The sequence below is a fragment of the Achromobacter sp. genome (assembly GCF_050285585.1).
In the GTDB taxonomy this organism is placed as follows: domain Bacteria; phylum Pseudomonadota; class Gammaproteobacteria; order Burkholderiales; family Burkholderiaceae_B; genus Achromobacter.
In genome coordinates this window covers 201,245-221,901 of the sequence record NZ_JBLZXF010000006.1, presented here as the reverse complement: position 1 = coordinate 221,901, position 20,657 = coordinate 201,245, and the positions used below count along the sequence as shown (strand labels likewise).

The window sequence follows — 20,657 nt, the reverse complement described above, 5'->3', positions numbered from 1 at the left end:
ATCCTCAATGGGGGGCGGAATTCTGCTGCCGGGCCAGTCCGGCGCGCGTGGCGAGCACCTGGCCCAGGCTTCGCGCGCCTGCGGCGAAGTCGTCCATGTCCATGGCCTCGTCGGGATTGTGGCTGCCGTTCGCGTTGCGCACGAACAGCATGGCGGTGGGGACTCCCCGGTTGGAGAAGGTGGCGGCATCGTGCCCCGCGCCGCTCGGAAGCAGGCGCGGCTGCACGCCCGCCGCAAGCGCGGCGTCATGCAGCGCCCGTTGCAGGGCTTCGTCCATGACGGCGGGCTGGCTGCCGGAGACGGGCCCCCATTCGAAGTGGACGCCGTGGCTGGACTCCAGTTCGCCCGCGGCCTTCAGCAGCAGGGAATCCATCAGCCGCAAGGTGTCGACGCTCCGGGAGCGGATGTCGACGCAGAAGCTCACCTGCCCGGGCACCTTGCTGAAGTCGGCCTGCTGGGCGTCCGTATTCACCTGGCCGAAGGTGAGGGTGAGCTCGTGCCCGTCCGCCTCCAGGGCCAGCCATTCGCGCTGAAGGCGTTCGATCAGGGTGGCCAGCGCGACCACGGCGTCCTGTCGGTGGGTGCGCGGCGTGGCGCCCGAATGCGCATACCGCCCCTTGGCCTGGGCCTGCCGGTAGCGGTGGCTGCCGCAGATGCCGGTCACCACGCCCAGGGCATGGCCGCTGCCCTCCAGGACGGGACCTTGTTCGATGTGCAGTTCGACGAAGCAGTCGATGGCCTCGGGGCGCAGCGCGGCCTCGCCGCGGGCGATAGCCTCCGGCTGCCCGCCGAGCTCGCCGATGTGCTCCGACAGCGTCCGCCCGGTGCCGGCGCGGCGGCACGACAGGGCCTGCGGACTCAGCAGGCCGAAAGCGGAGGTGCTGCCGATGTAGGAAACGGGAAACCAGGCGCTTTCCTCGGCCCGTATGCCCATCACGGTGACGTCTCGGTCCGGGCGGGCGCCAGCCTTGATCCATCCGGCGAGGACGGCGAGGCCGGCGACGACCCCGGCCGCGCCGTCATAGTTGCCGCCCCGGGGAACGGAGTCCAGGTGGGAACCCGTCATGACGGCGGGCTTGTCGCGGCGGCGCCCCGGCAGCGTCAGGTACAGGTTGAGGGCCGCGTCGAGACGGACCTCCAGCCCAAGCTGCCGCGCGGTGTCCGCCATCAAGGCATGTGCGCTTTGCTCGCCGGCGCCATAGGTGTCTCTGGTGATGCCCACGCCGTCGAAGCTCAGCGCGTGCAGCCGCTCGAACAGGCTAGCGGCCAGGGCCATGTCGGGTTCTATCATGAGATGCAGGCGTCGTTCATGGAATCGGAGTTGAGGATGGCGGCGCCGGGATCCCAGCCGCGCCCGGGCATGGCAGCGATGAGCTGCCGCGTATAGGCATCCTGGGGCGCGTCGAAAATCTGCGCCGGCGGGCCTTGTTCGACCACCCGGCCGCGATGCATGACCAGCAGGTGGTCGCATATCTGCGCGGCCACGCGCAGGTCGTGCGTGATGAAGATCAGCGCCAGTTGCAGCCGCTGCTGGACGTCGTGCAGCAACTTGAGCACTTGCGCTTGCACCGAGACGTCCAGCGCGGAGACGGACTCGTCGGCGACGATCAGCCGCGGCTCCATCGCGAGGGCGCGGGCGATGCCGACGCGCTGGCGCTGGCCGCCGGAGAACTCCCCGGGGTAGCGGTTGAACGCGGAAGGATCCAGTTCCACCAGTTGCAGCAATTCGCGGGCCCTTTTCTCGGCCTGCTGGCGGGGTACGCCACTGGCGAGCGGGCCGTCGCAGAGGATCCGGCCCACCGTGTGACGCGGATTCAATGAGGCGAAGGGATCCTGGAAGATCATCTGGATGTTCCGCCGCTTGGGGCGGAACTGCGCCTCGGACAAGGGCGCGATGTCTTCGCCGTCGAAGCGCATCTGGCCGCTGTCGATGTCCAGCAGCTTGAGCAGGCACTTGCCGATGGTGGACTTGCCCGAGCCGGACTCGCCGACGATGCCCAGGGTTTCGCCGCGCCTGACCGTGAAGCTGACGTCGTTGACGGCATGGACGACGCGGCCCTTGCGGAACAGCCCGCCGCCCAAGGCGTAGGTCTTGTTGAGCTTTTCGACTTGCAGCACCGGCCCGCCCGCCGGCGCCTGGCGGGCGGACGCCGACGCGCGTTGCCGGGGGACGGCGCCGATGAGCCTGCGGGTATAGGGGTGCTGCGGCCGGTTCAGGACCTGTTCCGCCGGACCCTGTTCGACGAGTATCCCTTTTTCCATCACCGCAACCCGGTCCGCGATTTCCGCGACGACGCCGAAGTCGTGGGTAACGAACATCACGCCCATGCCCTTGTTCCGCTGGATGCGCGCGATCAGCGCCAGGATCTGCGCCTGCGTGGTCACGTCCAGCGCGGTGGTGGGTTCGTCGGCGATCAGAAGCTTCGGTTCCAGGGCGAGCGCCATGGCGATCATCACGCGCTGGCGCTGCCCTCCCGACAGCCGGAAGGGCCAGGCATGGCGGATGGCGGCGGGATCGGGCAGGCCCACGAGTTCCAGCAGCTCCAGCACGCGTCGTTCCCTGGCTTCGCCGGGGTAGGCATTGTGCACGCGCATGACTTCCGCGATCTGCTCGCCGACGGTCAGCAGCGGATTCAGCGCGGACAGCGGTTCCTGGAAGATCATGGCCATCTCGCGTCCGCGCATGCCGCGCAGGACCTCTTCGTCCTGCGTCAGCAGGTCGCGGCCGCCGAGCAGGATTTGCCCGCTTTCGGGGCGGAGATAGTGGGGAAGCAGGCCCATGATCGCATTGGCGCTCATGGACTTACCGGAGCCGGACTCTCCGACGATGCACAGGATCTCGCCGGCGTGGATGTCATAGGAAATGTCCCGGACCGCGTAGGCGCGGTCGCCTCCGGCGGGCAGGGCGATGCTCAGGTTCCGGATGGAGAGCAAGGGGTGATCGGACGGGGGCAAAGAGTTCTTGGTCACGGGATCAGGCTCCACGCTTGCGCAGTTGCGGGTTGAGGGCATCGTTGAGGCCCTCGCCGATCAGGTTGATGGCCAGCACGGTCAGCATGATGGCCAGTCCCGGCCAGAGGCTCATCCACTGGGATTCGCGCAGCATCGTGCGCGCGGCGCCGATCATGTAGCCCCAGCTCATGAGATTGCGATCGCCCAGGCCCAGGAACGACAGCGCCGATTCGGTCAGGATGGCGGTGGCGGTCATGAGCGACGCCGTAACGATGATGGGCGAAGCGGTGTTGGGCAGGATCTGCGTGAGGATGATGCGGCTTGGGCGCTGGCCTATCACCACGGCCGCCTGCACGAATTCGCGCGTTTTCAGCGTCATGAACTCGGCGCGAACGAGGCGGGCGACGGGAGGCCAGGAGACCATCGCGATCGCCCCGACGATCGAATAGAGGGATGGCTTGAATATCGCCACCAGCACCATCGCCATTGCCAGCTGCGGCACGGTCTGGAAGAATTCGGTCGCGCGCATCAGGGCGTCGTCCACCCACTTCCCGTAGTATCCGGCGAGCGCGCCCACCAGAATGCCCACGAACACGGCCACGAGGGTCGAGATGACGCCGATCATGAGGGAAACCCGGGCGCCATACGCCAGCCCCGCGGCGATGTCGCGGCCCAGCATGTCCGTGCCCAGGATGTAGGCGGGGTCGGTGAACGGCTTGATGAGAGGCTGGGCCACCATCATCCACGGCGATTCTTCGTACAGGACCGACGCCGAGGCGCCCACGGCGATGACGATCAGCAGCAGGAACGTGCCCGCGGCGGCCCCGCGATTGGCAAGGAATCTGTTCAGGAATTTCTTCATGGCGGGTTTCTCAGTTTTCCTGGGTGCGCGGATCGACGAAGCGATAGATCAGATCGGTGAGCAGGTTGAACACCACGACCATGGTCGACGTGATCAGGAACACGCCCAGCAGAAGCTGGTAATCGCGCTGCAGGAGGGCATCGAACATCAGGCGGCCGATTCCGGGCCAGCCGAAGACGGTCTCGGTCAGCACCGCGCCGCCGGCCATCTGCCCCAGCTGGATCCCGGCGAAGGTGACGACGGGCAGCAGGGCGTTTCGCAGCGCGTGGTGGCGGATGATCTGGTTGACGGGCACGCCTTTGGCGCGGGCAGTCTTGATGAAGTCCATGCCCAGGACTTCGAGCATCGAGGCGCGCGTCAGGCGCGCATAGACCGCCATGAAAAAGCAGCCCAGCGAGACCGTGGGAAGGACGAGATGCGTGGCGATGTCCTTGACCCGGGCCCAGCCGGCCAGGCCGCTGCCCACCGTCTCCATGCCGAACGGCGGCAGCCAGCCCAGCTGCAGCGAAAAGAAGATGATCGCGAGAAGCGCCAGCCAGAACTGCGGCGTTGCGTAGATCAGCAGGGACGCCGTCATCAACGCGCTGTCGACCCAGGGGTGCCTGCCCTGGTAGCGGCAACGCGACGCGACGATGCCGAAGAGCACGCCGAACAACAACGCAAAGATGAACGCGCAGGCCATGAGCAGGAGCGTCGCCGGCAGTCTGTCCATGATCAGGTCGAAGACCGGGAGGCGTTCGCGGTAGGAGTAGCCGAGGTTGAACTGGGCGACGCCCTTCAGATAGGTGGCAAGCTGGACGTAAACGGGCTTGTCCAGCCCGAATTGCTGGCGCAATTGCTCGACGTACGCCGGATCGGAGGACCCGGACTCGCCTGCGAGCACGGCGGCCGGATCGCCGGGCGCCATGCGGATCAGCATGAAGTTGATGATCACCACGCCCAGGATGACGAATAGGGCTTTGCCCAGGCGCGAGACCAGGAAGGACAATTTCTGCATGCGTTCGATTCCAACGGTGTTCTGGCGTCCGAGGGTCCCGAGCCCTGCGGCAGGCGCAGGACCCCGCGGCCGCCGGTTGTTACTTGTCCAGGTACACGTCCGCGAAGTTGTCGTGCAGGCCGATGGCCGACTTCACGAGGTTGTGGACCTTGCTGCTGTAGAGCGTGGGGTTCTCGATCTCGAACAGATACCCGTTGGCCACGTCCGCGACCAGCTGGCGCTGGATCTCGCCATAGAGCTTTTGGCGCTCTTCGTTGGACGTGGTGGTGGCCGCCTTGTCCCAGAGCGCGTCGACGGCGGGATTCTTGTATCCCTGGTTATTGACGAAGGCCGAGCCCTTGACGATGTTGCGCTCCAGGTAGAGACGGGAGACGCCCAGCGCCGGATCGCCGTACTGCGAGGTGAAGCTGAAGGTCAGGTCGAAGTCGAAGTCGGAGACGCGCTTGGACCACGTGCCGGCGTCCGCGGGCTCGATCTCCACCTTGAAGCCGACCTGCTCCAGGCTTTGACGGGTGTACTCGCCCAGGCGGTCCCAAACCGCTCCGTAGGGATAGGAGAGGATCTTGATGGGCGTCTTGGACAGGTCCACGCCGGACTCCTTGATCAACGCGCGGGCGGCTTTCAGGTCGTACTTGTACGGCGGGACGTCGGCGTCGTAGAAGGGCGTGCCCGACGAAATGGGGCCGGTTGCAACCTTGCCCAGGCCAAAGAAGATGTTGTCGACCACGAACTTGCGGTTGACGGCGGCCATTACCGCGCGGCGCACCAGCACGTTGTCGAAGGGCGGCTTGCGCTGGTTCATCTGCATGTAGGCCTGGGGCGAGAACATTTCCCAGCCGGCGGTCGTGTACTGCACGTTCGGCAGGGCCTTCAGGCGGCGGACGTCGACGCTGTCGGCGTCGCCGCTGCGCAGCACCTGGACGTCGCCGCGCTCGAACGCCACGGCGCGCGAAGCGGCGTCCGGAATGACGTTGAAGACGATCTCGTCCAGGTAGGGCTTGCCCTTTTGCCAGTAGTCGGGATTGCGCTCCAGGATGATGTACGAGCCCCGCTTCCACTCCTTCAGCTTGAAGGGGCCGGTGCCGATGGGCGTCTGGTTGGCGGGATTGGTCTTGTAGTCCGTGCCGTCGTAGATGTGCTTGGGCACCATCGGCATGTTGTCGCTGACGAAGGCCTTCAGGAATGGCGCGAAGGGCTGCTTGAGGCGGATCTCCACCTTGTCGGGATTGACCGCCGTGACGGATTCGACGAACTGGCTGATGATGACGCGCGCCCGGGGGTGGACCTCGCGCAGGAATTTGTCGATGGAGAACACGACGTCGTCGGCGCTGAAGGGCTTGCCATCGTGCCATTTGACGCCGGATTGCAATTCGAACACGTAGACCTTGCCATCGTCGGAAACCGACCACGATTTGGCCAGCCCGGGCGCGGGCTCCAGGGCCGGCGTCCAGGTCAGCAGGCTTTCGTAGATCTTGCCCGCGACGTACTGCGTGGGTATCTGCTGGTTGAGGCCCAGCATGAGCATGGGCGGTTCGGGCTGGACGATCGCGCGCAGCGTGCCGCCTTGGGTCTGCGCCTGCGCGCCGCCGCCGGCGAAGGCGAGTGCGGCAGCGAGCGCCAGCGCCGCAAGGGGGCGCTTGCCGCGGGAGGGGGCCAGGGATGGAATTGCCAGTACGGAGTACATGCGGGGGTTTCCTTTAGAGGGAGCGGGGCTTTCGCCTTCCGGAGGAACGGGGTGTGTGGCCGGTGCTGCGTGTCGTCAGATGGTCTTGACCGCGATGCCCTCGGCCTCCAGGGCGGTGCGGATCTGGCTTGCGAACTGCACGGCGCCGGGCTGGTCGCCGTGGATGCATAGGGTGTCGGCTGCGATGGCAACGTCCTTGCCTGAAAGCGAGCGCACCACGCCTTCCTTCACCATGCGCCTGACCTGGGCGATGGCCTGGTCGACGTCCTCGATCATGGCGTTGGGCAGGGAGCGGGGAGTGAGGGTGCCGTCGTCCTGATAGGTACGGTCTGCGTACACCTCGAATACCGTGGGCAGGCCGAAATCCCGGGCGGCCTGCGCGATCGCGGCATTGGCGACGTAGATCGGGAGGGCGGGGTCGAGGTCATGGACGGCGCGGGCGACCGCCTTCGCCAGTCCGGGGTCGCGCGCGGTCATGTTGTAGAGGGCCCCGTGCGTCTTGACGTGATGCAGGCGGCCTCCCTGGGAGCGCGCAAAGGCGTCGAGCGCGCCGACCTGGTAGATCACTAGCGCATAGACCTCTTCCGGCGTCATCGCCATCGCGCGGCGGCCGAAGCCCTGCAGGTCGGGCAGCCCGGGATGCGCGCCGATGGCGACATTGGCCGCTATGGCGGCGCGCACGGTCTTGAGCATGACGTCGGGATCGCCGGCATGGAAGCCGCAGGCGATGTTGGCGGACGTGACGTGCGCGAACAGTTCGAGGTCCTGGCCCATGACCCAGGGGCCGAAGCTCTCGCCCATGTCGCAGTTGATATCGATGGATGGCATAGTGGTTTCTCCTGGGATCGTCTGGGCGTGGAAACCGGCGCGTCAGGATTCCAACGCCCGCGCGGCGGCTTGGCGCAGGTGTTGCAAGCGTTCTTCGAAGTCCCGCCAGGCGATTTCGGCGTCGGCTTGCGAGACGGCTTTGAAATGCAGGCTGTCGCCCGGCATGGCCTGGGCGAGCAGCGGGAGATCGGCGCTGGCGACGTATCCGATCTTCGGATAGCCTCCGGCGCTCTGGCGGTCGGCCATCAGCACGATCGGCTGGCCGTCGGGAGGGACTTGAATGGTGCCGAAGACGGTGGCTTCCGAAACCAGTTCCATCGCGTTTTGCAGCCTTAGCGCCGGACCTTGCAGGCGCATGCCCATGCGGTCGGACTGCGGCGTTACCTTGTAGGGCCCGAGTTCGAAGTCCGTTCGCGCCGTGTCCGTGAAGGCGGTCCAGTGAGGGCCGGGGATGAAGCGCAGCAAGCCTTCGGGCCTTGCGGGCGGCGATATGTCCACGGGCAGGGCGGACAGCATGGGCAGCCCGCTCTGCACCATCCGGCGTTCGATGGGCAGCACGGGGGAACCCCGGCGCTGCGGGCTCAGCGGCACGTGGTCGCCCTTGCGCAACGGGCGGCCGCGGAATCCTCCGAAGCCGGCGCGCACATTGGTGCTGCGGCTGCCCAGCACGGGGTCCGGCGCCAAGCCGCCCCGCACCGCCAGGTACAGGCGCGCGCCAGCGGTGCGCGCGCCGATGTCCAGCACCACCCCGCGGCGCAGCAGCACCGCGCGTCCATGGGGAACGGGCTGTCCGTCGGCGGTCACCTCCATGGGGGCTCCGCACAAGGCGATCAGCGTGTGTTCGGAGAAGGACAGGCGCGGTCCGTTGAGCGTGCATTCCAGCACCGCCGCGTCTTCGGGATTGCCTACGAGGGCGTTGGCGGCGCGATGCGACCATTCGTCCATCGGGCCGTTGACCGACACACCGTACTGCTGGTGCCCCAGGCGGCCCGTGTCCTGCAGGGTGCTGAGCATGCCGGGGCGATCGACAAGCATGGTTCTCATTGCCGCGGCTCCAGCAGGGTCCGGTATTCGTCGGGCGTGATCGGCTTGAACTTCAGCTGGTCTCCCAGGCGCAGGCGTGTCGGCGGCTGGCGGCGCACGTCGAACAGGTTCCAGGGAGTGCGGGCGATGACATTCCAGCCGCCCGGAGAGGCGTCCTGGTAGATGGAGGTCAGGCCGTTGGCGATGGCCACCGATCCGGCTTCCACGCGGGTGCGCGGCGAACTGCGGCGGCCGATTTGCAGGCGAGGGTCCAGCGGCCCGGCGAACGGATTGCCCGGCGAGAAGAAAAAGGCATAGAGCGTGACCGGGATGTTGCTGTGGAGTTCGATCGCTTCCTCGATGCCCAGGCCGCAATGCCGCGCGACATCCTCCAGGTCCGGGCCGAATTCCCCGCCGTAGCACGCGGGTATTTCGATGGCGCGTCCCTCCGAGGCCAGCACCGGCAGGTCCCGGGCCAGGAGGGATTCGAGCTGGCGCGTCAATTGCGCGGAGGGAAGCTGCGGGCCTTTCGGGAAGGCCGACGGCTGGAAGTGCACCGCGACGGTGGTGAAGGCGGGCACCACGTCGATCACGCCGTGCGGCTTGCTGGCCGCGAGCAGAGCGGCGACGGCATGCACGGCCCGGCTGATCTCGATGTCGACCTGTTCGCCCAGGCGGATCAGCAGACAACGGTCGCCGACCGGTTCGATCCGCGCGTTGGACAGGATGGTGGCGGGCATGGCGGAGGCGTTGCGGGACACCATGTTCGTCAATCGCGGGTGAGCAGCGCGCAGGCCGCGACGATCCGCTCGCACGCGAGCTTGAGGCGCTCGTCGGACAGGGCGAATGCCAGCCGCAAGTAGGGCGCCAGTCCGAATGCCGTGCCGGGCACGACGGCCACGCCGGCTTCTTCGATCAGGTAGCGGGCAAGATCCGAATCGGTCGATATCCGCTCGCCCTTGGGCGTTCGGGCGCCGATGGCGCCGGCGCAATTGGCGAAGAGGTAGAAGGCCGCGGGCGGACGCGCGATGGTCAACAGGGGCGCCGCTTCCTGCAGGATGGAAAGGGCCAAGTCCCGGCGGGCGCGGAGGCGGTCGCGCCAGCCGTCGAGGAACGCCTGAGGGCCATCGAGAGCCGCGGCCGCCGCGACCTGGCTGACCGACGAGGGGTTGCTGGTGCTTTGGGATTGCAGCAGCTCCAGCCCCTTGATCAGCCAGGCTGGCCCGCCCGCATATCCCAGGCGCCACCCGGTCATGGCGTAGGTCTTGGATACGCCGTTCACGGTGAGGGTGCGTTCGCGCATGTCGGGCGCGGCCTGCGCGAACGAGGTGAATTCGCCCTCGTACACGATCTTCTCGTAGATATCGTCCGACAGGACCATCAGCCGCGGATGTTGGCGCACGACGTCCGCCAGGGCGCGCAGTTCCTCGCGCGAATAGAGCGCGCCCGAAGGGTTGCAGGGCGCGTTCAGGATCAGCCAGCGCGTGCGCGGCGTGATCCGGGATGCCAGTTCCTGGGGCGTGATCTTGAAGTTCCGGCTTTCGTCGGGGGTGACGATGATGGGTTCGCCGCCCGCGATCTTGACCATCTCGCTATAGGAGACCCAGTACGGCGCCACGATGATGGCCTCGTCTCCGGGATTGATGGTCGCCAGCATCGCGTTGAAAAGGATTTGCTTGGCGCCGGTGGCCGCGATCACTTCCGATTCCGTGTAGTCGAGCCCGTTGTCGCGCGTGAACTTGCGCACGACCGCCGCCTTCAAGGCCGGCGAACCGCCCACGCCGGTGTAGCGGGTGTGGCCGTCCACGATTCCTTTGATCGCCGCGTGCTGGATGTGCGCGGGCGTATCGAAATCCAGTTCCCCTTCGCTCAGGCTGATGATGGCGCGGCCTTGGCCGGCCAGGCGGCGGGCCAGTTCGCTGACGGCGCCGGTGGCCGAGGGGCTGGCCGAGGAAAGACGGTCGGACAAACGCAAGTCGAGGTGGGCAGTGGTCATGGGGAACCCGGGAACGGCGTGGAAGGAAACCTGATCTTGAGTGGTATACAAGAGGAAGTACATCCGGTATACCACCTATATACCCATATTTGTTAACATTGAAGTTGCTTTAAGGTTGAGTGCCTGAAAAAGTGGGGACATGGTTTTCCCGACAAGGAGGCAAGCGGCTCGGGGCACCGATAGGCACAGGTTCCCGGGATGCAAGCGCCGCTGGCTGCGGCTGGCGGGGGTTTTGACGAATATGTGCCAAACTGCATTTTTTGGAATTGGGCGCGAACAGGAGCCATGACTACGGGTCAACTCACAGAACAAGATGGCCAGGAGGCCGACGGCAACGGCAAGGGATTGGCGAATCAGGCGTACGACGCACTGGTCGACCTGATCCTGTCGCGTGAGCTGAAACAGGGCGAGCAGGTGCAGGAGCGCATGCTCGCGCAGCGGCTGGGCGTATCGCGTACCCCGCTGCGCGAAGCCATGCACCGGCTCGAAGGCGAGCGCATGCTCGAACGCAAGTCGAATAACCGGCTGTTCGTGCGCCAGGTGACGCTGCAGGAGCTCATGGAGGGGCTCTACATCCGCCGGATGCTGGAGTCGGACGCCGCCGGCCGGGCGGCCGGCAACGTGCCGGCGGACAAGCTGGCCGACCTGCGCAAGCGCATAGAAGCCTTGATGAACATGGATTCCCCGGCGGATCCCCTGCACCAGCAGCTGGACGCCGAGTTGCATGGCTTGATCGCCGAATACTGCGGCAATGAACTGCTTGCCAGCATGATCGCCAACCTGCGCCAGAAGACGCGGATGTTCTCGCTCAAGCGGCTCGAAAAGCGCATGGTTCCGGTCTGTGGCGAGCACATGGCCATGATCGACGCGCTGGCGCGCGGGGATGCGGAGGCCGCCTCCGCCGAAACGATGCGCCACATCGACAACATACGGCAGTCCATCATCGACAAGCTGTCCGGCATGTAGCGCCGCCGGCCCGGGCCCGCCTTCACGGCCTTCAGGCGGCGTCTTTCCCCGCGAGATTGCGCAGCACCTGTCCCAGTTCGGTCGGGAACGGAAAGACAATCGTCGAGTTGTTCTGCGTGCCGATCATGGCAAGCGTGCTCAGGTAGCGCAGCTGCATCGCCTCCGGTTGCTGCGACAGCGTGCGCGCGGCGTTAAGCAGCATCTGCGCGGCCTGCTGCTCGCCTTCCGCATGGATGACCTTGGCGCGCCGTTCGCGCTCGGCTTCGGCCTGTCGGGCGATCACCCGCACCATGCCTTCGTTCAGGTCGATGTGCTTGATCTCCACGTTCGCCACCTTGATGCCCCATGCGTCGGTCTGCGAATCGAGGATTTCCTGGATGTCGTTGTTCAGCTTGTCGCGCTCGGAAAGCATCTCGTCGAGATCGTGCTTGCCGAGCACGGAGCGCAGGGTGGTTTGCGCGAGCTCGCTGGTCGCCTGCCGGAAGTTCTCGACCTGGATCACGGAGCGTTCCGGGTCGATCACGCGGAAGTAAATGACGGCGTTCACCTTTACCGATACGTTGTCGCGCGAAATCACGTCCTGGCTGGGCACGTCGAAAACGGACATGCGCTGGTCCACGCGCACCATTTGCTGGACCACGGGAATCATCAGGATCAGGCCGGGCCCCTTCACTCCCGTGAAGCGCCCCAGCGTGAATATCACGCCGCGCTCGTATTCGCGCAGGATGCGCACCGCCAGCGCGAACAGCGCGAGCGCCAGCACGAGAATGGGGCCATAGAAGGCAAGGTTCATCAACATGGCAGGCTCCTGAAAAGTGAGGACGGGGCGTCGCCGTGCGGGGCTGGGCGCTAGGCGGGCTCCTTGCGCGGCGGCGCACCGGCATCCGCCCGCACGCGCAAGGTCAATCCTTGCGCCGATTCGATCACCACGGTGTCGCCGGCGGCCAGGCCGTCCGGCCCGGCCGCGCGCCACCGTTCTCCGGCCGCGGATACATAGCCTTGCGCGCCGGTCCAGCTCAGGACCTTGACCCGCTGGCCGAGCAGCGCTTCGACGCCGCTGACGATAGGCGCGCGGCGCGAACGCAGCGCCAGCCGCGCGATAAGAAAGGTCATGCCCAGGCTTGCCACCGCTACCCCCGCGACCAGCGGCAGCGAGATCTCGTACGCCGGCATGTCCGTATCCACCAGCATCAGCGCGCCCAGGATGAAGGACACCGCGCCCGCCAGGCCGAGGGCGCCCAGGGACGGAGTGAAGATTTCGACCACCATCAGCACGGCTCCCAGCAGCGCCAGGGCGGCGCCGGCGTAGGTCAGGGGCAGAGCGGACAAGGCGTACAGACCGACCAGCAGGCAGATCGCGCCGACGACGCCCGGATACAGGGCGCCCGGGCTCATGAACTCGAAGATCAATCCGTAGACGCCGATCATCAGCAGAATGAGCGCGAGGTTGGGATTGGTGATGACGCCCAGCATGCGCGTGCGCCAGTCCGGCTCGCGCTCCTGCAGCGCCAGGCCCTTCGTGTGCAGGATCACCTCGTTATTGCCTACCCTGACGCTGCGTCCGTCGGCCTTTTCCATCAGGTCCGGCAGATCGTCGGCGATCAGGTCGATCACATTCTGCGCGCGCGCTTCGCCTGCCGACAGGCTGGCGGCGGCGCGCACCGCCTGCTCCGCCCAGTCCGCGTTACGCCCGCGCAAGGCCGCCAGCGAACGGATATAGGCCACGGCGTCGTTGACCGCCTTGGATTCGCCTGGATCCTTGGGGGATGGCGGCGGACTCTCTTCGCCGTTCGCCTCGGGCTTTTTGCGGGGCGGCTCCGCTGGCCGGGCGGGACTGCCGCCCAGCGAAATAGGCGTCGCCGCACCCAGGTTGGTCGCGGGCGCCATCGCCGCGAGGTGGCTCGCGTAAAGAATATAGGTGCCCGCGCTGGCCGCGCGCGATCCATTGGGGGCCACGTAGGCGATGACGGGCACGGGGGACGCGAGAATCGCGCGAATGATGTCGCGCATCGACGCGTCCAGCCCGCCGGGCGTGTCGATGCGCAGCACGGCCACGGCGGCATTCTGGTCGCGCGCGGCGGCCAGGCCGCGTATCAGATAGTCCGCCGAGGCCGGGCCGACGATGCCGTCCAGGGACAGCACCACGGCGGAGCGAGGGGCCGGGCCGGGCTGCGCGCGGGCGCCGGCCGCAGCAAGAACGGCCGCCGCGAACAGCGCGACAAGGGCGCACAGCCTGCGGAGCATCGAACCGGTTCCGGATGTCTGGCTCTGTATCGGGGTGGCCATGAGCGGGTTCCTCCGATGAGCGGCGCCGGGCTGCACATCGCCCGGCCAGCTGTGTCCAGAGTACCACTTTTGCCAATCTATTCAGAGACTTGCGCGCGGCCGTGGCGCGCCCGCCTATCGCAGTGTGATGCCCGTCTGCCGGACGGCTCGCTCCCAGTATTCACGGTCGTCCTCCATGCGGCGGGCGAGATCCCGCGATGTGCCGCCTTCGGCGATCAACCCCAGTTGCGCGTAACGCTCGCGCACCTCGCTCGATGAGAGCACGGCCTCGGTGGCTTCCGTGACCGCGTCGAGCACGGATTGGGATGTGCCGGGCGGAGCGAAGAGGCCGACCCAGGTATCCCGGTCCAGGCCGGCGATGCCCAACTGCGCGAAACTGGGCACCCCGGGCAGCAAGGCGGAGCCCGCGGGCGTGGTGACGGCGAGCACCCGGGTCTTGCCGGTCTGGGCGGCCTTGGTGGCGCCGGAAGCGCTGAGAAAGGCGCTGCCGACATGTCCTCCTATCAGTCCGCCGAGGTTGGGGCCTTCCCCGGCAAAGGGAATGTGCGTGATGTCGATGCCTTGCCCGCGCTTGAGCAGTTCGCCGAAGAAGTGCGTGATGGTGCCTTCCCCGCTGGAGCCGAAACTGACGGTGCCAGGCTTGTCCCGGGCCAGCGCGACGTATTGCGCCAGGCTGTCGACTGGCACCGCCTGCCGGTTGACCAGCAGCGCCACCGGCGTGGTGAAGAGAGTGGATACGGGCAGCAGGCTTGCCGCGGGCGGCGGCACGCCGGGTTCCCCGCGGGTCAGCTGTTCGTTGACGGTGGAGTTGGTGGCGGCGACGAACGTGTAGCCCGGGGGGCTCTTGGCCGCCAAGGCAACGCCGATGCGGCCGGAGGCGCCGGGGCGGTTCTCGACGATGACGGGCTGGTTCCAGGCCGAGCCCAGGCGTTCGGCGAGGATGCGGGCGGCGCCGTCGACGGCGCCGCCCGCCGGGTAGGGCACGATCAGCCGAACCGGCTGTTCGGGGTAGGCGCCGGCCGGGCGGGCGGTTCCGGGGCCGGACGCCGCCAGTGCGACGATCATCGATGCGGTCAAGCGGGCGGCATTTCGCATTTGCTGTCTCCTGGAGGTGGCGGGCCTTCAGATCACGCCCGAGGCGCGGAGCCGCTCGATGCAGTCCGGTTGCAGCCCCAGCAGTTCACCGTAGATGGTTTCGTTGTCTTGCCCGAGTTCCGCGCCCGCATGCCTGGGTTCCGCGGGATCGCGGGTGAAGCGCGGCACGACGTTGGGCATTTGCAGCATGCCGAAATCGCGGTCCGGGACGTCGACGATGGATCGCCGCGCGATGACGTGAGGATCCTTGACCACCTGGTCGATGGTGTAGATCGGCGCCAGCGTGCCGTTGGCCCGGCCGAACGCGGCCAGGACGTCCTCCAGATCGTGTTCGGCGCACCAGTCTATGAAGACGCGATTCAGTTCCTGCTCGTGCAGGACGCGGCTGGCGTTATTGGCGAAACGCGGATCCTGGGCCAGTTCCGGCCGGCCTATGGCCTGGCAGTTGTTGGCGAACATGGAATCGATGGATCCCGCCATGGATACCCAGTGGCCGTCTCGCGTGCGGTAGACGGCGGAGGGCGCCGAGTAGGGGCTGCGATTGCCGTTGCGGGTCGGCACGGTGCCCAGCTGCTGGTACACGCCCGGCATGAAGTCCAGCAGCCGCGTGATGCACTCAGTCAGAGACAGGTCGATCTCCTCGCCAGGCCGGCCGGGGTCGCGCGCGCGCGGCCAGAGCGCCGTGAGAATGCCGATGGCGCCGAACAGCCCTCCGATGGAGTCCCCCAGCGGCACGCCCGCGTGCATGGGCTCGTCCTCCGCATGGCCGGTCACGGTGGTCAGGCCGCCCATGGCCTCGAAGATCCGTGCAAATCCGGGCCGCTCCGAGTAGGGGCCGGATTGGCCGAAACCGGTCACGCGCAGGATGACCAGGTTCGGCTTGAGCGACCAAAGCACTTCCTTGGTCAGACCCCAGCGGTCCAGCGTGCCCGGCCGGAAATTCTCGATCAGCACGTCGAACTGGGGCAGAAGCCGTCTGAAAAGCTCGGCGCCTTCGGGAATGCGCAGGTCCAGGGTTCCGAAGCGCTTCCCGCGCTGGGCGGTTTTCCACCATATGCTCCTGCCGTCCTTGAACGGGGGAAACGCGCGCATGCCGTCGCCTTTGCGCGGCAGCTCCAGCTTGAGGACGTCGGCGCCGTAGTCGGCGAGCAGGGTGGCGGCAAAAGGGCCGGCGAGGACGGTGGCGATGTCCAGCACCTTGAGCCCGCTCAGGGGACCCGTCATGGCTTGGGTTTCCTTGCTCATCTCGCCACCAGCTGGCGGGCAATGATTTCCTTCATCACCTCGTTGGCGCCGCCGTAGATCTTCTGGCCGCGCGAGTCCATGTACATGCGCGAGATCGGGTATTCGCGCATGAATCCATAGCCGCCGAAGAGCTGCAGGCAGCGGTCGATCGTCTCGCATTCCTTCTGCGTGCCCCACCATTTCGCCATGGCGGCGGTGGCGGCGTCCAGGCGCCCCTGCTGCTGCCAGGCGATGCATTGGTCGATGAACACCCGCGCCAGCGCCGCCTCCGTTTTCATCTCGGCGAGCTCGAAGCGCGTGTTCTGCAGCTTGAACAGCGATTGGCCGAAAGCCTGGCGCTGGTGCACGTGTTCGAGCGTCAAGCGCAGGGCCCGTTCGATATTGCCGACGGCGCGAATGCCGATCAACAGGCGTTCGTAGGGCAGTTGCGCCATCATCTGCGCGAATCCCTGGCCTTCCCGGTCCCCCAGAAGATTGGCCGCCGGGACTCTGGCGTCATCGAAGAACAGTTCGACGGTGTCCTGCGCCTTGAGTCCGATCTTGTCCAGCGGCTCGCCGCGGCGAAAACCCGCCAGGTCGCGTGTCTCCACCATGAGCAGCGAAACGCCCTTGGCGCCCAGACTGGCATCGGTCTTTACCGCCAGCATCACCAGGTCGGCGTGGTGGCCGTTGGTGTTGAATGTTTTGGAGCCGTTGATCACATAGTCGGCGCCATCGCGCCGCGCTCGGGTCTTGATGCCTTGCAGGTCGGAGCCGGCGCCGGGTTCGGACATGCCGATGGACGCGACGATGTCTCCGCTGGCCATCCCCGGCAGCCAGCGGCGCTTCTGCGCATCGCTGCCATAGTGATGCAGGTAGTGCGCCACGATGTAGTGCGGGCCGAAGCCGGGGCCGAAGCCGCATTCCGCGCTGACTTCCACCAGCGCGGCGAGGTGGGCGTAGTCGCCATCGCCGCCGCCGTGTTCCGACGGCAGGTCGGCCAGGAGGAATCCCATCTCCCCCAGGCGGTTCCAGGTGTCGCGATCGATGTGGCCCTGCGCCTCCCAGGCCGCCACGCGCGGCAAAAGCTCGTTCGTCCAGAAGCGGCGCGCCGTCTGTTGGAACTGTTCGATTTCATGCGAGCGCCAGGGGGATTGATAATCGTCCATCAACACGTCGTTTCTCCTCTAGGACCATTGTGGTGGAGCCGGTCAGGCGCCGTACCTGCCCAGCACGGAGACGCTGCACACGTTCTGCCAGGGAAAGCCGCCCAGATTGTGGATCACACCGATGGCGGGATCGCCGGCGCGTTGGCGGGCGCCGGCGCGTCCCTGCATCTGCAGGTACATTTCATACGCCATGCGCAGCCCGGTTGCGCCTATCGGATGGCCGAAGCACTTGAGGCCGCCGTCGATCTGGCAAGGAATCGTGCCGTGCGCATCGTAGAAGCCGTCGAGCACGTCGTGCGGGCCGCGGCCTTCCGGCGAGATGTGCATGTCCTCCATCGTGACCAGTTCGGTGATGGAGAAGCAGTCATGCACCTCCAGCAGGTCTATCTGTTCGCGCGGCCGGCTTATCCCGGCTTCTTCGTAGGCGCGGGCCGAGGCTATCCGCGTGGTCTGGAAGTAACTGCCGTCCCAGCTGTCGTGGCCTGCCTCGCTGCCGCTGGACACCGCGAGCTGCAGCGCCTTGATCGCCACCAGGTCGCGCTTGCCCAGGCCGCGGGCGATGTCCGGCGTGGTCAGGATGGCGCAGGCCGCGCCATCGGAGACACCGCAGCAGTCGTACAGGCCGAGAGGCTCGGCGATCATCGGGGCGTTGATCACGTCGTCCATGCTGATCGGATTGCGCAGGTGAGCCTTGGGATTGAGGCCCGCGTTGGCGTGGCTTTTCACGGAGACGTGGGCGATTGCGCGCTTCAGGTCCCGCGCATCGATGCGGTGCTTGGCGCGATAGGCGCTGGCAAGTTGCGCGAACGAACCGGGCGCGCTGATGTTTGGCCATACGATGTCGTTCAGCGGCCCGCGCGGGCGCTGCGGCAGGCCGCCATAGCCCGTGTCCTTCAGTTTTTCCACGCCGAAGGCCAGCGCGAAGTCGCAGGCGCCGGACGCCACGGCATAGGCAGCGCCGCGCAGCGCCTCGGACCCCGAGGCGCAGAAGTTCTCGACCCGCGACACCGGAATGTTGGGCAGCCGCAGCGCCACGCCCAGCGGGATGCCCCCGCTGCCCAGGTGCTGGGTTTCTATGCCGGTCCCGAGCCAGGCAGCCTGGATCTGCCCCTTGTCGATTCCGGCATCCTGCAGGCATTCGCTGAACGCTTCCACCGCCAGGCTGTCGGCGCTGCGGTCCCAGCGCTCGCCGAAATGCGAGCAGCCCATTCCCAGGATCACCACCTTGTCACGAATTCCCGTCGGCATGCTTGTTCTCCATCGGATGGGCGGCGGTCGCCTTCCAGAAATAGCGGGTGTAGCCGCGCGCGGCGTCGTATGCCTTGATGCGAAAGCTCATCCGCAGTGCTAGGCCGACGGCCAGTTCGTCTTCGTCCACGTCGGTGAAGTCCATCATCAAACGGCCCCCGCCTTCGAACTGCACCATGCCGTAGCAGGCCGGCGGGCTGGGGGAGTACGCCAGACGATCCGCGGTGTAGCTCATGACCCTGGCGGGCGTGTCGGCGAACGGCAGGTCCTCCTGCGCGCCGACTGCGCCGCAGGCGGGATTGACGCAAACGTCGGCTCGCGGCCATTGGGCCGTGCCGCAAGCGCCGCAGCGTCCCCCGACGAAACCGTGCACCGCCTTGCGGTTGCGGTATTCGACGGAGAGCGGCGTGAGCTTGTCGTTGTCGGCTCGCATGCCCCGCTCCAGCGCAAGCATGTCGTTGAACACCAGGAATTTCATATAGTTGTCCTCGGCCTTGCCGCGCGCCATCCAGCCTTCCGCTCCCGCGCGGCGCGGCAGGGCGGCCAGGGCCGGGGTGGTGCGCAGCACCAGGACGTCGACCCCCTGGCCGAACGCGACCAGCACCAGGACCTGCCCGGGGGCGGCGGCGCCCAGCGCGTGCGCCAGCATCAACAGGGGATGGGCGCAGCCGGCGTTGCCTACCGTCGCGGCCAGCGTGTCGCGCACGCGATCCGGGGCGATTCCCGCCAACTTGGCTATCCGTTGCGCCGCGCTCTTCTGCGGCAGGGCCACGCACAGCGCGTCGACCTGGCCGGGCGGTATCTCCGCCTGGCGCAGCGCCGCGGCGATCGCCTGGGGAATTTGCGCGGTATGGCCTTCCTCGCGTATCCAGCGCTCTTCCCAGTATGTATCGGTGACGGCGCCGGCGCCGCGGTAGTGGTCGGCCATGTCTATCGTGCGGCTCTCCAGCGCCAACGGCTCGGCGATGACCGGACCGTCGCCGACGAGCACCGCGCCCGCGGCGTCGCCATATAAAAGCTCCTGCGCGCTGGCGGCCTTGGCCTTGCGGCGGTCGCTCGCAACCACCAATGCCCCGCGCGCCGCGCCGCCGCGCAGCGCCTGTATCAATGCGGAGGTGGCGCCGCGTTGCGAGGAGGCAATGTCGATGGCGCCGACGTTCTCCGCCAGATTCAGCGCCTGCGCCACGATGCTGGAGTTCAGGCGGCTCGCGTAGGGCAGGGAGGTCGAGGCCAGGAGCAGGTCGTCGACCGGCGCCGTGTCCAGTCCGGACAGGCAATCGCGAGCGGCTTCCACGGCCATGGTGATGGCGTCCTCATCGAAATTGCACATGGCCCGTTCGCCGCCGCGGTGCGCCGAGAGCGATGCGTCGTACCAGGAATGACTGCGCACGATCGCCTCGCGCCGCAGGCGCAGCCGCGGAACGTAGGCGCCGAAGGAAAGTATGCCCCTCATGCGGATCCTCCTTGCGGCCCGTCGATGACGGCAAGGCCGTTGTTGAGCACGACCTTCTGGCGTTCCAGCGCCGTGGCCCGGAAGCGGACCTCGCCGCGCGAGCCCCAGGCTTCGACGCGGATGGTCTCGCCGGGATAGACCGGCGCGCTGAAGCGCACGTCGATGCGCTTGAGCCGCGCCGGGTCGTAGTCGCACAGCATGCGCAGCAGCGCATGACAAGCGATGCCGTAGGAGCAAAGGCCGTGCAGAATGGGGCGGTCGAAACCGCCGCTGCGGGCAACGTCGGGGTCGGCGTGCAAGGGATTGAAGTCGCCCGACAGGCGGTACAGCAGGGCCTGGGACGCCAGCGTGGCCAGGTCGCAGACGTGCTCGGGAGGGCCGTCCGGGAGTTTGACCGCCGCCGGCGAAGGACCGCTGGCGCCGCCGAAGCCGCCGTTGCCGCGGGCCATGACGGCTTGCTCCACGGTCGCGAGCAAGGCGCCGTCGCTTTGTTCCAGCGTCCGCTCCACGAAGAACAGCGCGCCGACGTCAGGCCCTTTGTCCAGGATCGTTTTGACCCGGGTGCGGCCGATGACGGTGCCCGCCGGCTGGAGCGGGCGGTGCAGCTGCACGGACTGGCTCGCATGCAGCACCTTGCGCCAGTCGATGCCGGTGTCGGGCTCCTTCATCCAGAAGCCTGGGTATCCCAGCACGGCCGCCTGGGTCGGCACCGCCCGCTGCCGTTCCTCGTAGACGAAAGGCAATTCGCGCCTGTCCAGCGGGTCGCGGCCCAGGCCCAGTCCCAGCGCGTACAGGATGGAGTCCTTGGACGTGTAGGTCTGCTCCACCGGCTCGAAATGGCGTCGCAGCAGCTTGTCGGGGTCGAATGTCATGG

General features: G+C 67.1%; 18 protein-coding genes. 1 reads left to right on the top strand and 17 read right to left on the bottom strand.

The window, feature by feature from the left end:
• Positions 1 to 4: 4 nt before the first annotated feature.
• The 9 genes from ACN6PJ_RS11595 to ACN6PJ_RS11555 form a co-directional block, all read right to left on the bottom strand.
• Complete coding sequence (locus tag ACN6PJ_RS11595; RefSeq protein WP_427996002.1) at positions 5 to 1,291, bottom strand: Zn-dependent hydrolase; 1,287 nt, start codon at positions 1,289 to 1,291, stop codon at positions 5 to 7.
• A complete protein-coding gene (locus ACN6PJ_RS11590) occupies positions 1,288 to 3,012 on the bottom strand; it encodes an ABC transporter ATP-binding protein (protein WP_427996001.1) in 1,725 nt (574 codons plus the stop codon). Before ACN6PJ_RS11590 ends, ACN6PJ_RS11595 begins: the two co-directional genes overlap by 4 nt.
• Positions 2,975 to 3,814 (bottom strand): ABC transporter permease, encoded by an 840-nt coding sequence (locus ACN6PJ_RS11585; protein ID WP_427996000.1) that lies wholly within the window; start codon positions 3,812 to 3,814, stop codon positions 2,975 to 2,977. The genes ACN6PJ_RS11590 and ACN6PJ_RS11585 overlap by 38 nt, the downstream gene beginning before the upstream one ends.
• A gap of 10 nt (positions 3,815 to 3,824) precedes the next feature.
• The gene (locus tag ACN6PJ_RS11580) at positions 3,825 to 4,811 is read right to left on the bottom strand and encodes an ABC transporter permease (RefSeq protein WP_427995999.1); all 987 of its coding nucleotides are present in this window, start codon (positions 4,809 to 4,811) and stop codon (positions 3,825 to 3,827) included.
• Positions 4,812 to 4,890: 79 nt separating this feature from the next.
• Entirely contained in the window at positions 4,891 to 6,495 is a 1,605-nt protein-coding gene (locus tag ACN6PJ_RS11575; protein ID WP_427995998.1) for an ABC transporter substrate-binding protein, read from the bottom strand.
• A 75-nt stretch (positions 6,496 to 6,570) separates the two neighbouring features.
• Complete coding sequence (locus tag ACN6PJ_RS11570; protein WP_427995997.1) at positions 6,571 to 7,323, bottom strand: LamB/YcsF family protein; 753 nt, start codon at positions 7,321 to 7,323, stop codon at positions 6,571 to 6,573.
• Between the two features lie 42 nt (positions 7,324 to 7,365).
• Positions 7,366 to 8,367 (bottom strand): biotin-dependent carboxyltransferase family protein, encoded by a 1,002-nt coding sequence (locus ACN6PJ_RS11565; RefSeq protein ID WP_427995996.1) that lies wholly within the window; start codon positions 8,365 to 8,367, stop codon positions 7,366 to 7,368.
• Positions 8,364 to 9,110 carry a 5-oxoprolinase subunit PxpB gene (gene pxpB, locus ACN6PJ_RS11560; RefSeq protein ID WP_427995995.1) on the bottom strand — a complete coding sequence of 249 codons (747 nt, stop codon included), beginning with the start codon at positions 9,108 to 9,110 and terminating at the stop codon, positions 8,364 to 8,366. Before pxpB ends, ACN6PJ_RS11565 begins: the two co-directional genes overlap by 4 nt.
• A gap of 5 nt (positions 9,111 to 9,115) precedes the next feature.
• The gene (locus ACN6PJ_RS11555) at positions 9,116 to 10,342 is read right to left on the bottom strand and encodes a pyridoxal phosphate-dependent aminotransferase (protein WP_427995994.1); all 1,227 of its coding nucleotides are present in this window, start codon (positions 10,340 to 10,342) and stop codon (positions 9,116 to 9,118) included.
• Positions 10,343 to 10,627: 285 nt separating this feature from the next.
• Between ACN6PJ_RS11555 and ACN6PJ_RS11550 the strand changes: the two genes are divergently transcribed.
• A complete protein-coding gene (locus ACN6PJ_RS11550; RefSeq protein ID WP_427995993.1) occupies positions 10,628 to 11,308 on the top strand; it encodes a GntR family transcriptional regulator in 681 nt (226 codons plus the stop codon).
• A gap of 31 nt (positions 11,309 to 11,339) precedes the next feature.
• Here ACN6PJ_RS11550 and ACN6PJ_RS11545 read toward each other — a convergent pair whose 3' ends face one another.
• The 8 genes from ACN6PJ_RS11545 to ACN6PJ_RS11510 form a co-directional block, all read right to left on the bottom strand.
• Positions 11,340 to 12,107, bottom strand: coding sequence for a slipin family protein (locus ACN6PJ_RS11545; protein WP_427995992.1), 768 nt, complete (start codon positions 12,105 to 12,107; stop codon positions 11,340 to 11,342).
• Positions 12,108 to 12,157: 50 nt separating this feature from the next.
• Complete coding sequence (locus tag ACN6PJ_RS11540) at positions 12,158 to 13,552, bottom strand: NfeD family protein (protein WP_427996061.1); 1,395 nt, start codon at positions 13,550 to 13,552, stop codon at positions 12,158 to 12,160.
• Between the two features lie 156 nt (positions 13,553 to 13,708).
• A complete protein-coding gene (locus tag ACN6PJ_RS11535) occupies positions 13,709 to 14,689 on the bottom strand; it encodes a Bug family tripartite tricarboxylate transporter substrate binding protein (RefSeq protein ID WP_427995991.1) in 981 nt (326 codons plus the stop codon).
• A 27-nt stretch (positions 14,690 to 14,716) separates the two neighbouring features.
• Positions 14,717 to 15,913 carry a CaiB/BaiF CoA transferase family protein gene (locus ACN6PJ_RS11530; RefSeq protein WP_427995990.1) on the bottom strand — a complete coding sequence of 399 codons (1,197 nt, stop codon included), beginning with the start codon at positions 15,911 to 15,913 and terminating at the stop codon, positions 14,717 to 14,719.
• Positions 15,914 to 15,930: 17 nt separating this feature from the next.
• Positions 15,931 to 17,082, bottom strand: coding sequence for an acyl-CoA dehydrogenase family protein (locus ACN6PJ_RS11525; protein ID WP_427996060.1), 1,152 nt, complete (start codon positions 17,080 to 17,082; stop codon positions 15,931 to 15,933).
• Positions 17,083 to 17,124: 42 nt separating this feature from the next.
• Positions 17,125 to 18,330: an acetyl-CoA acetyltransferase gene (locus ACN6PJ_RS11520; protein ID WP_427995989.1), complete on the bottom strand. Its 1,206-nt coding sequence runs from the start codon at positions 18,328 to 18,330 to the stop codon at positions 17,125 to 17,127.
• Positions 18,311 to 19,783: a 3-oxoacyl-[acyl-carrier-protein] synthase III C-terminal domain-containing protein gene (locus tag ACN6PJ_RS11515; protein WP_427995988.1), complete on the bottom strand. Its 1,473-nt coding sequence runs from the start codon at positions 19,781 to 19,783 to the stop codon at positions 18,311 to 18,313. Before ACN6PJ_RS11515 ends, ACN6PJ_RS11520 begins: the two co-directional genes overlap by 20 nt.
• Positions 19,780 to 20,655, bottom strand: a complete 876-nt coding sequence (locus ACN6PJ_RS11510) for a MaoC/PaaZ C-terminal domain-containing protein (RefSeq protein WP_427995987.1) — start codon at positions 20,653 to 20,655, stop codon at positions 19,780 to 19,782. Before ACN6PJ_RS11510 ends, ACN6PJ_RS11515 begins: the two co-directional genes overlap by 4 nt.
• Positions 20,656 to 20,657: the final 2 nt, after the last annotated feature.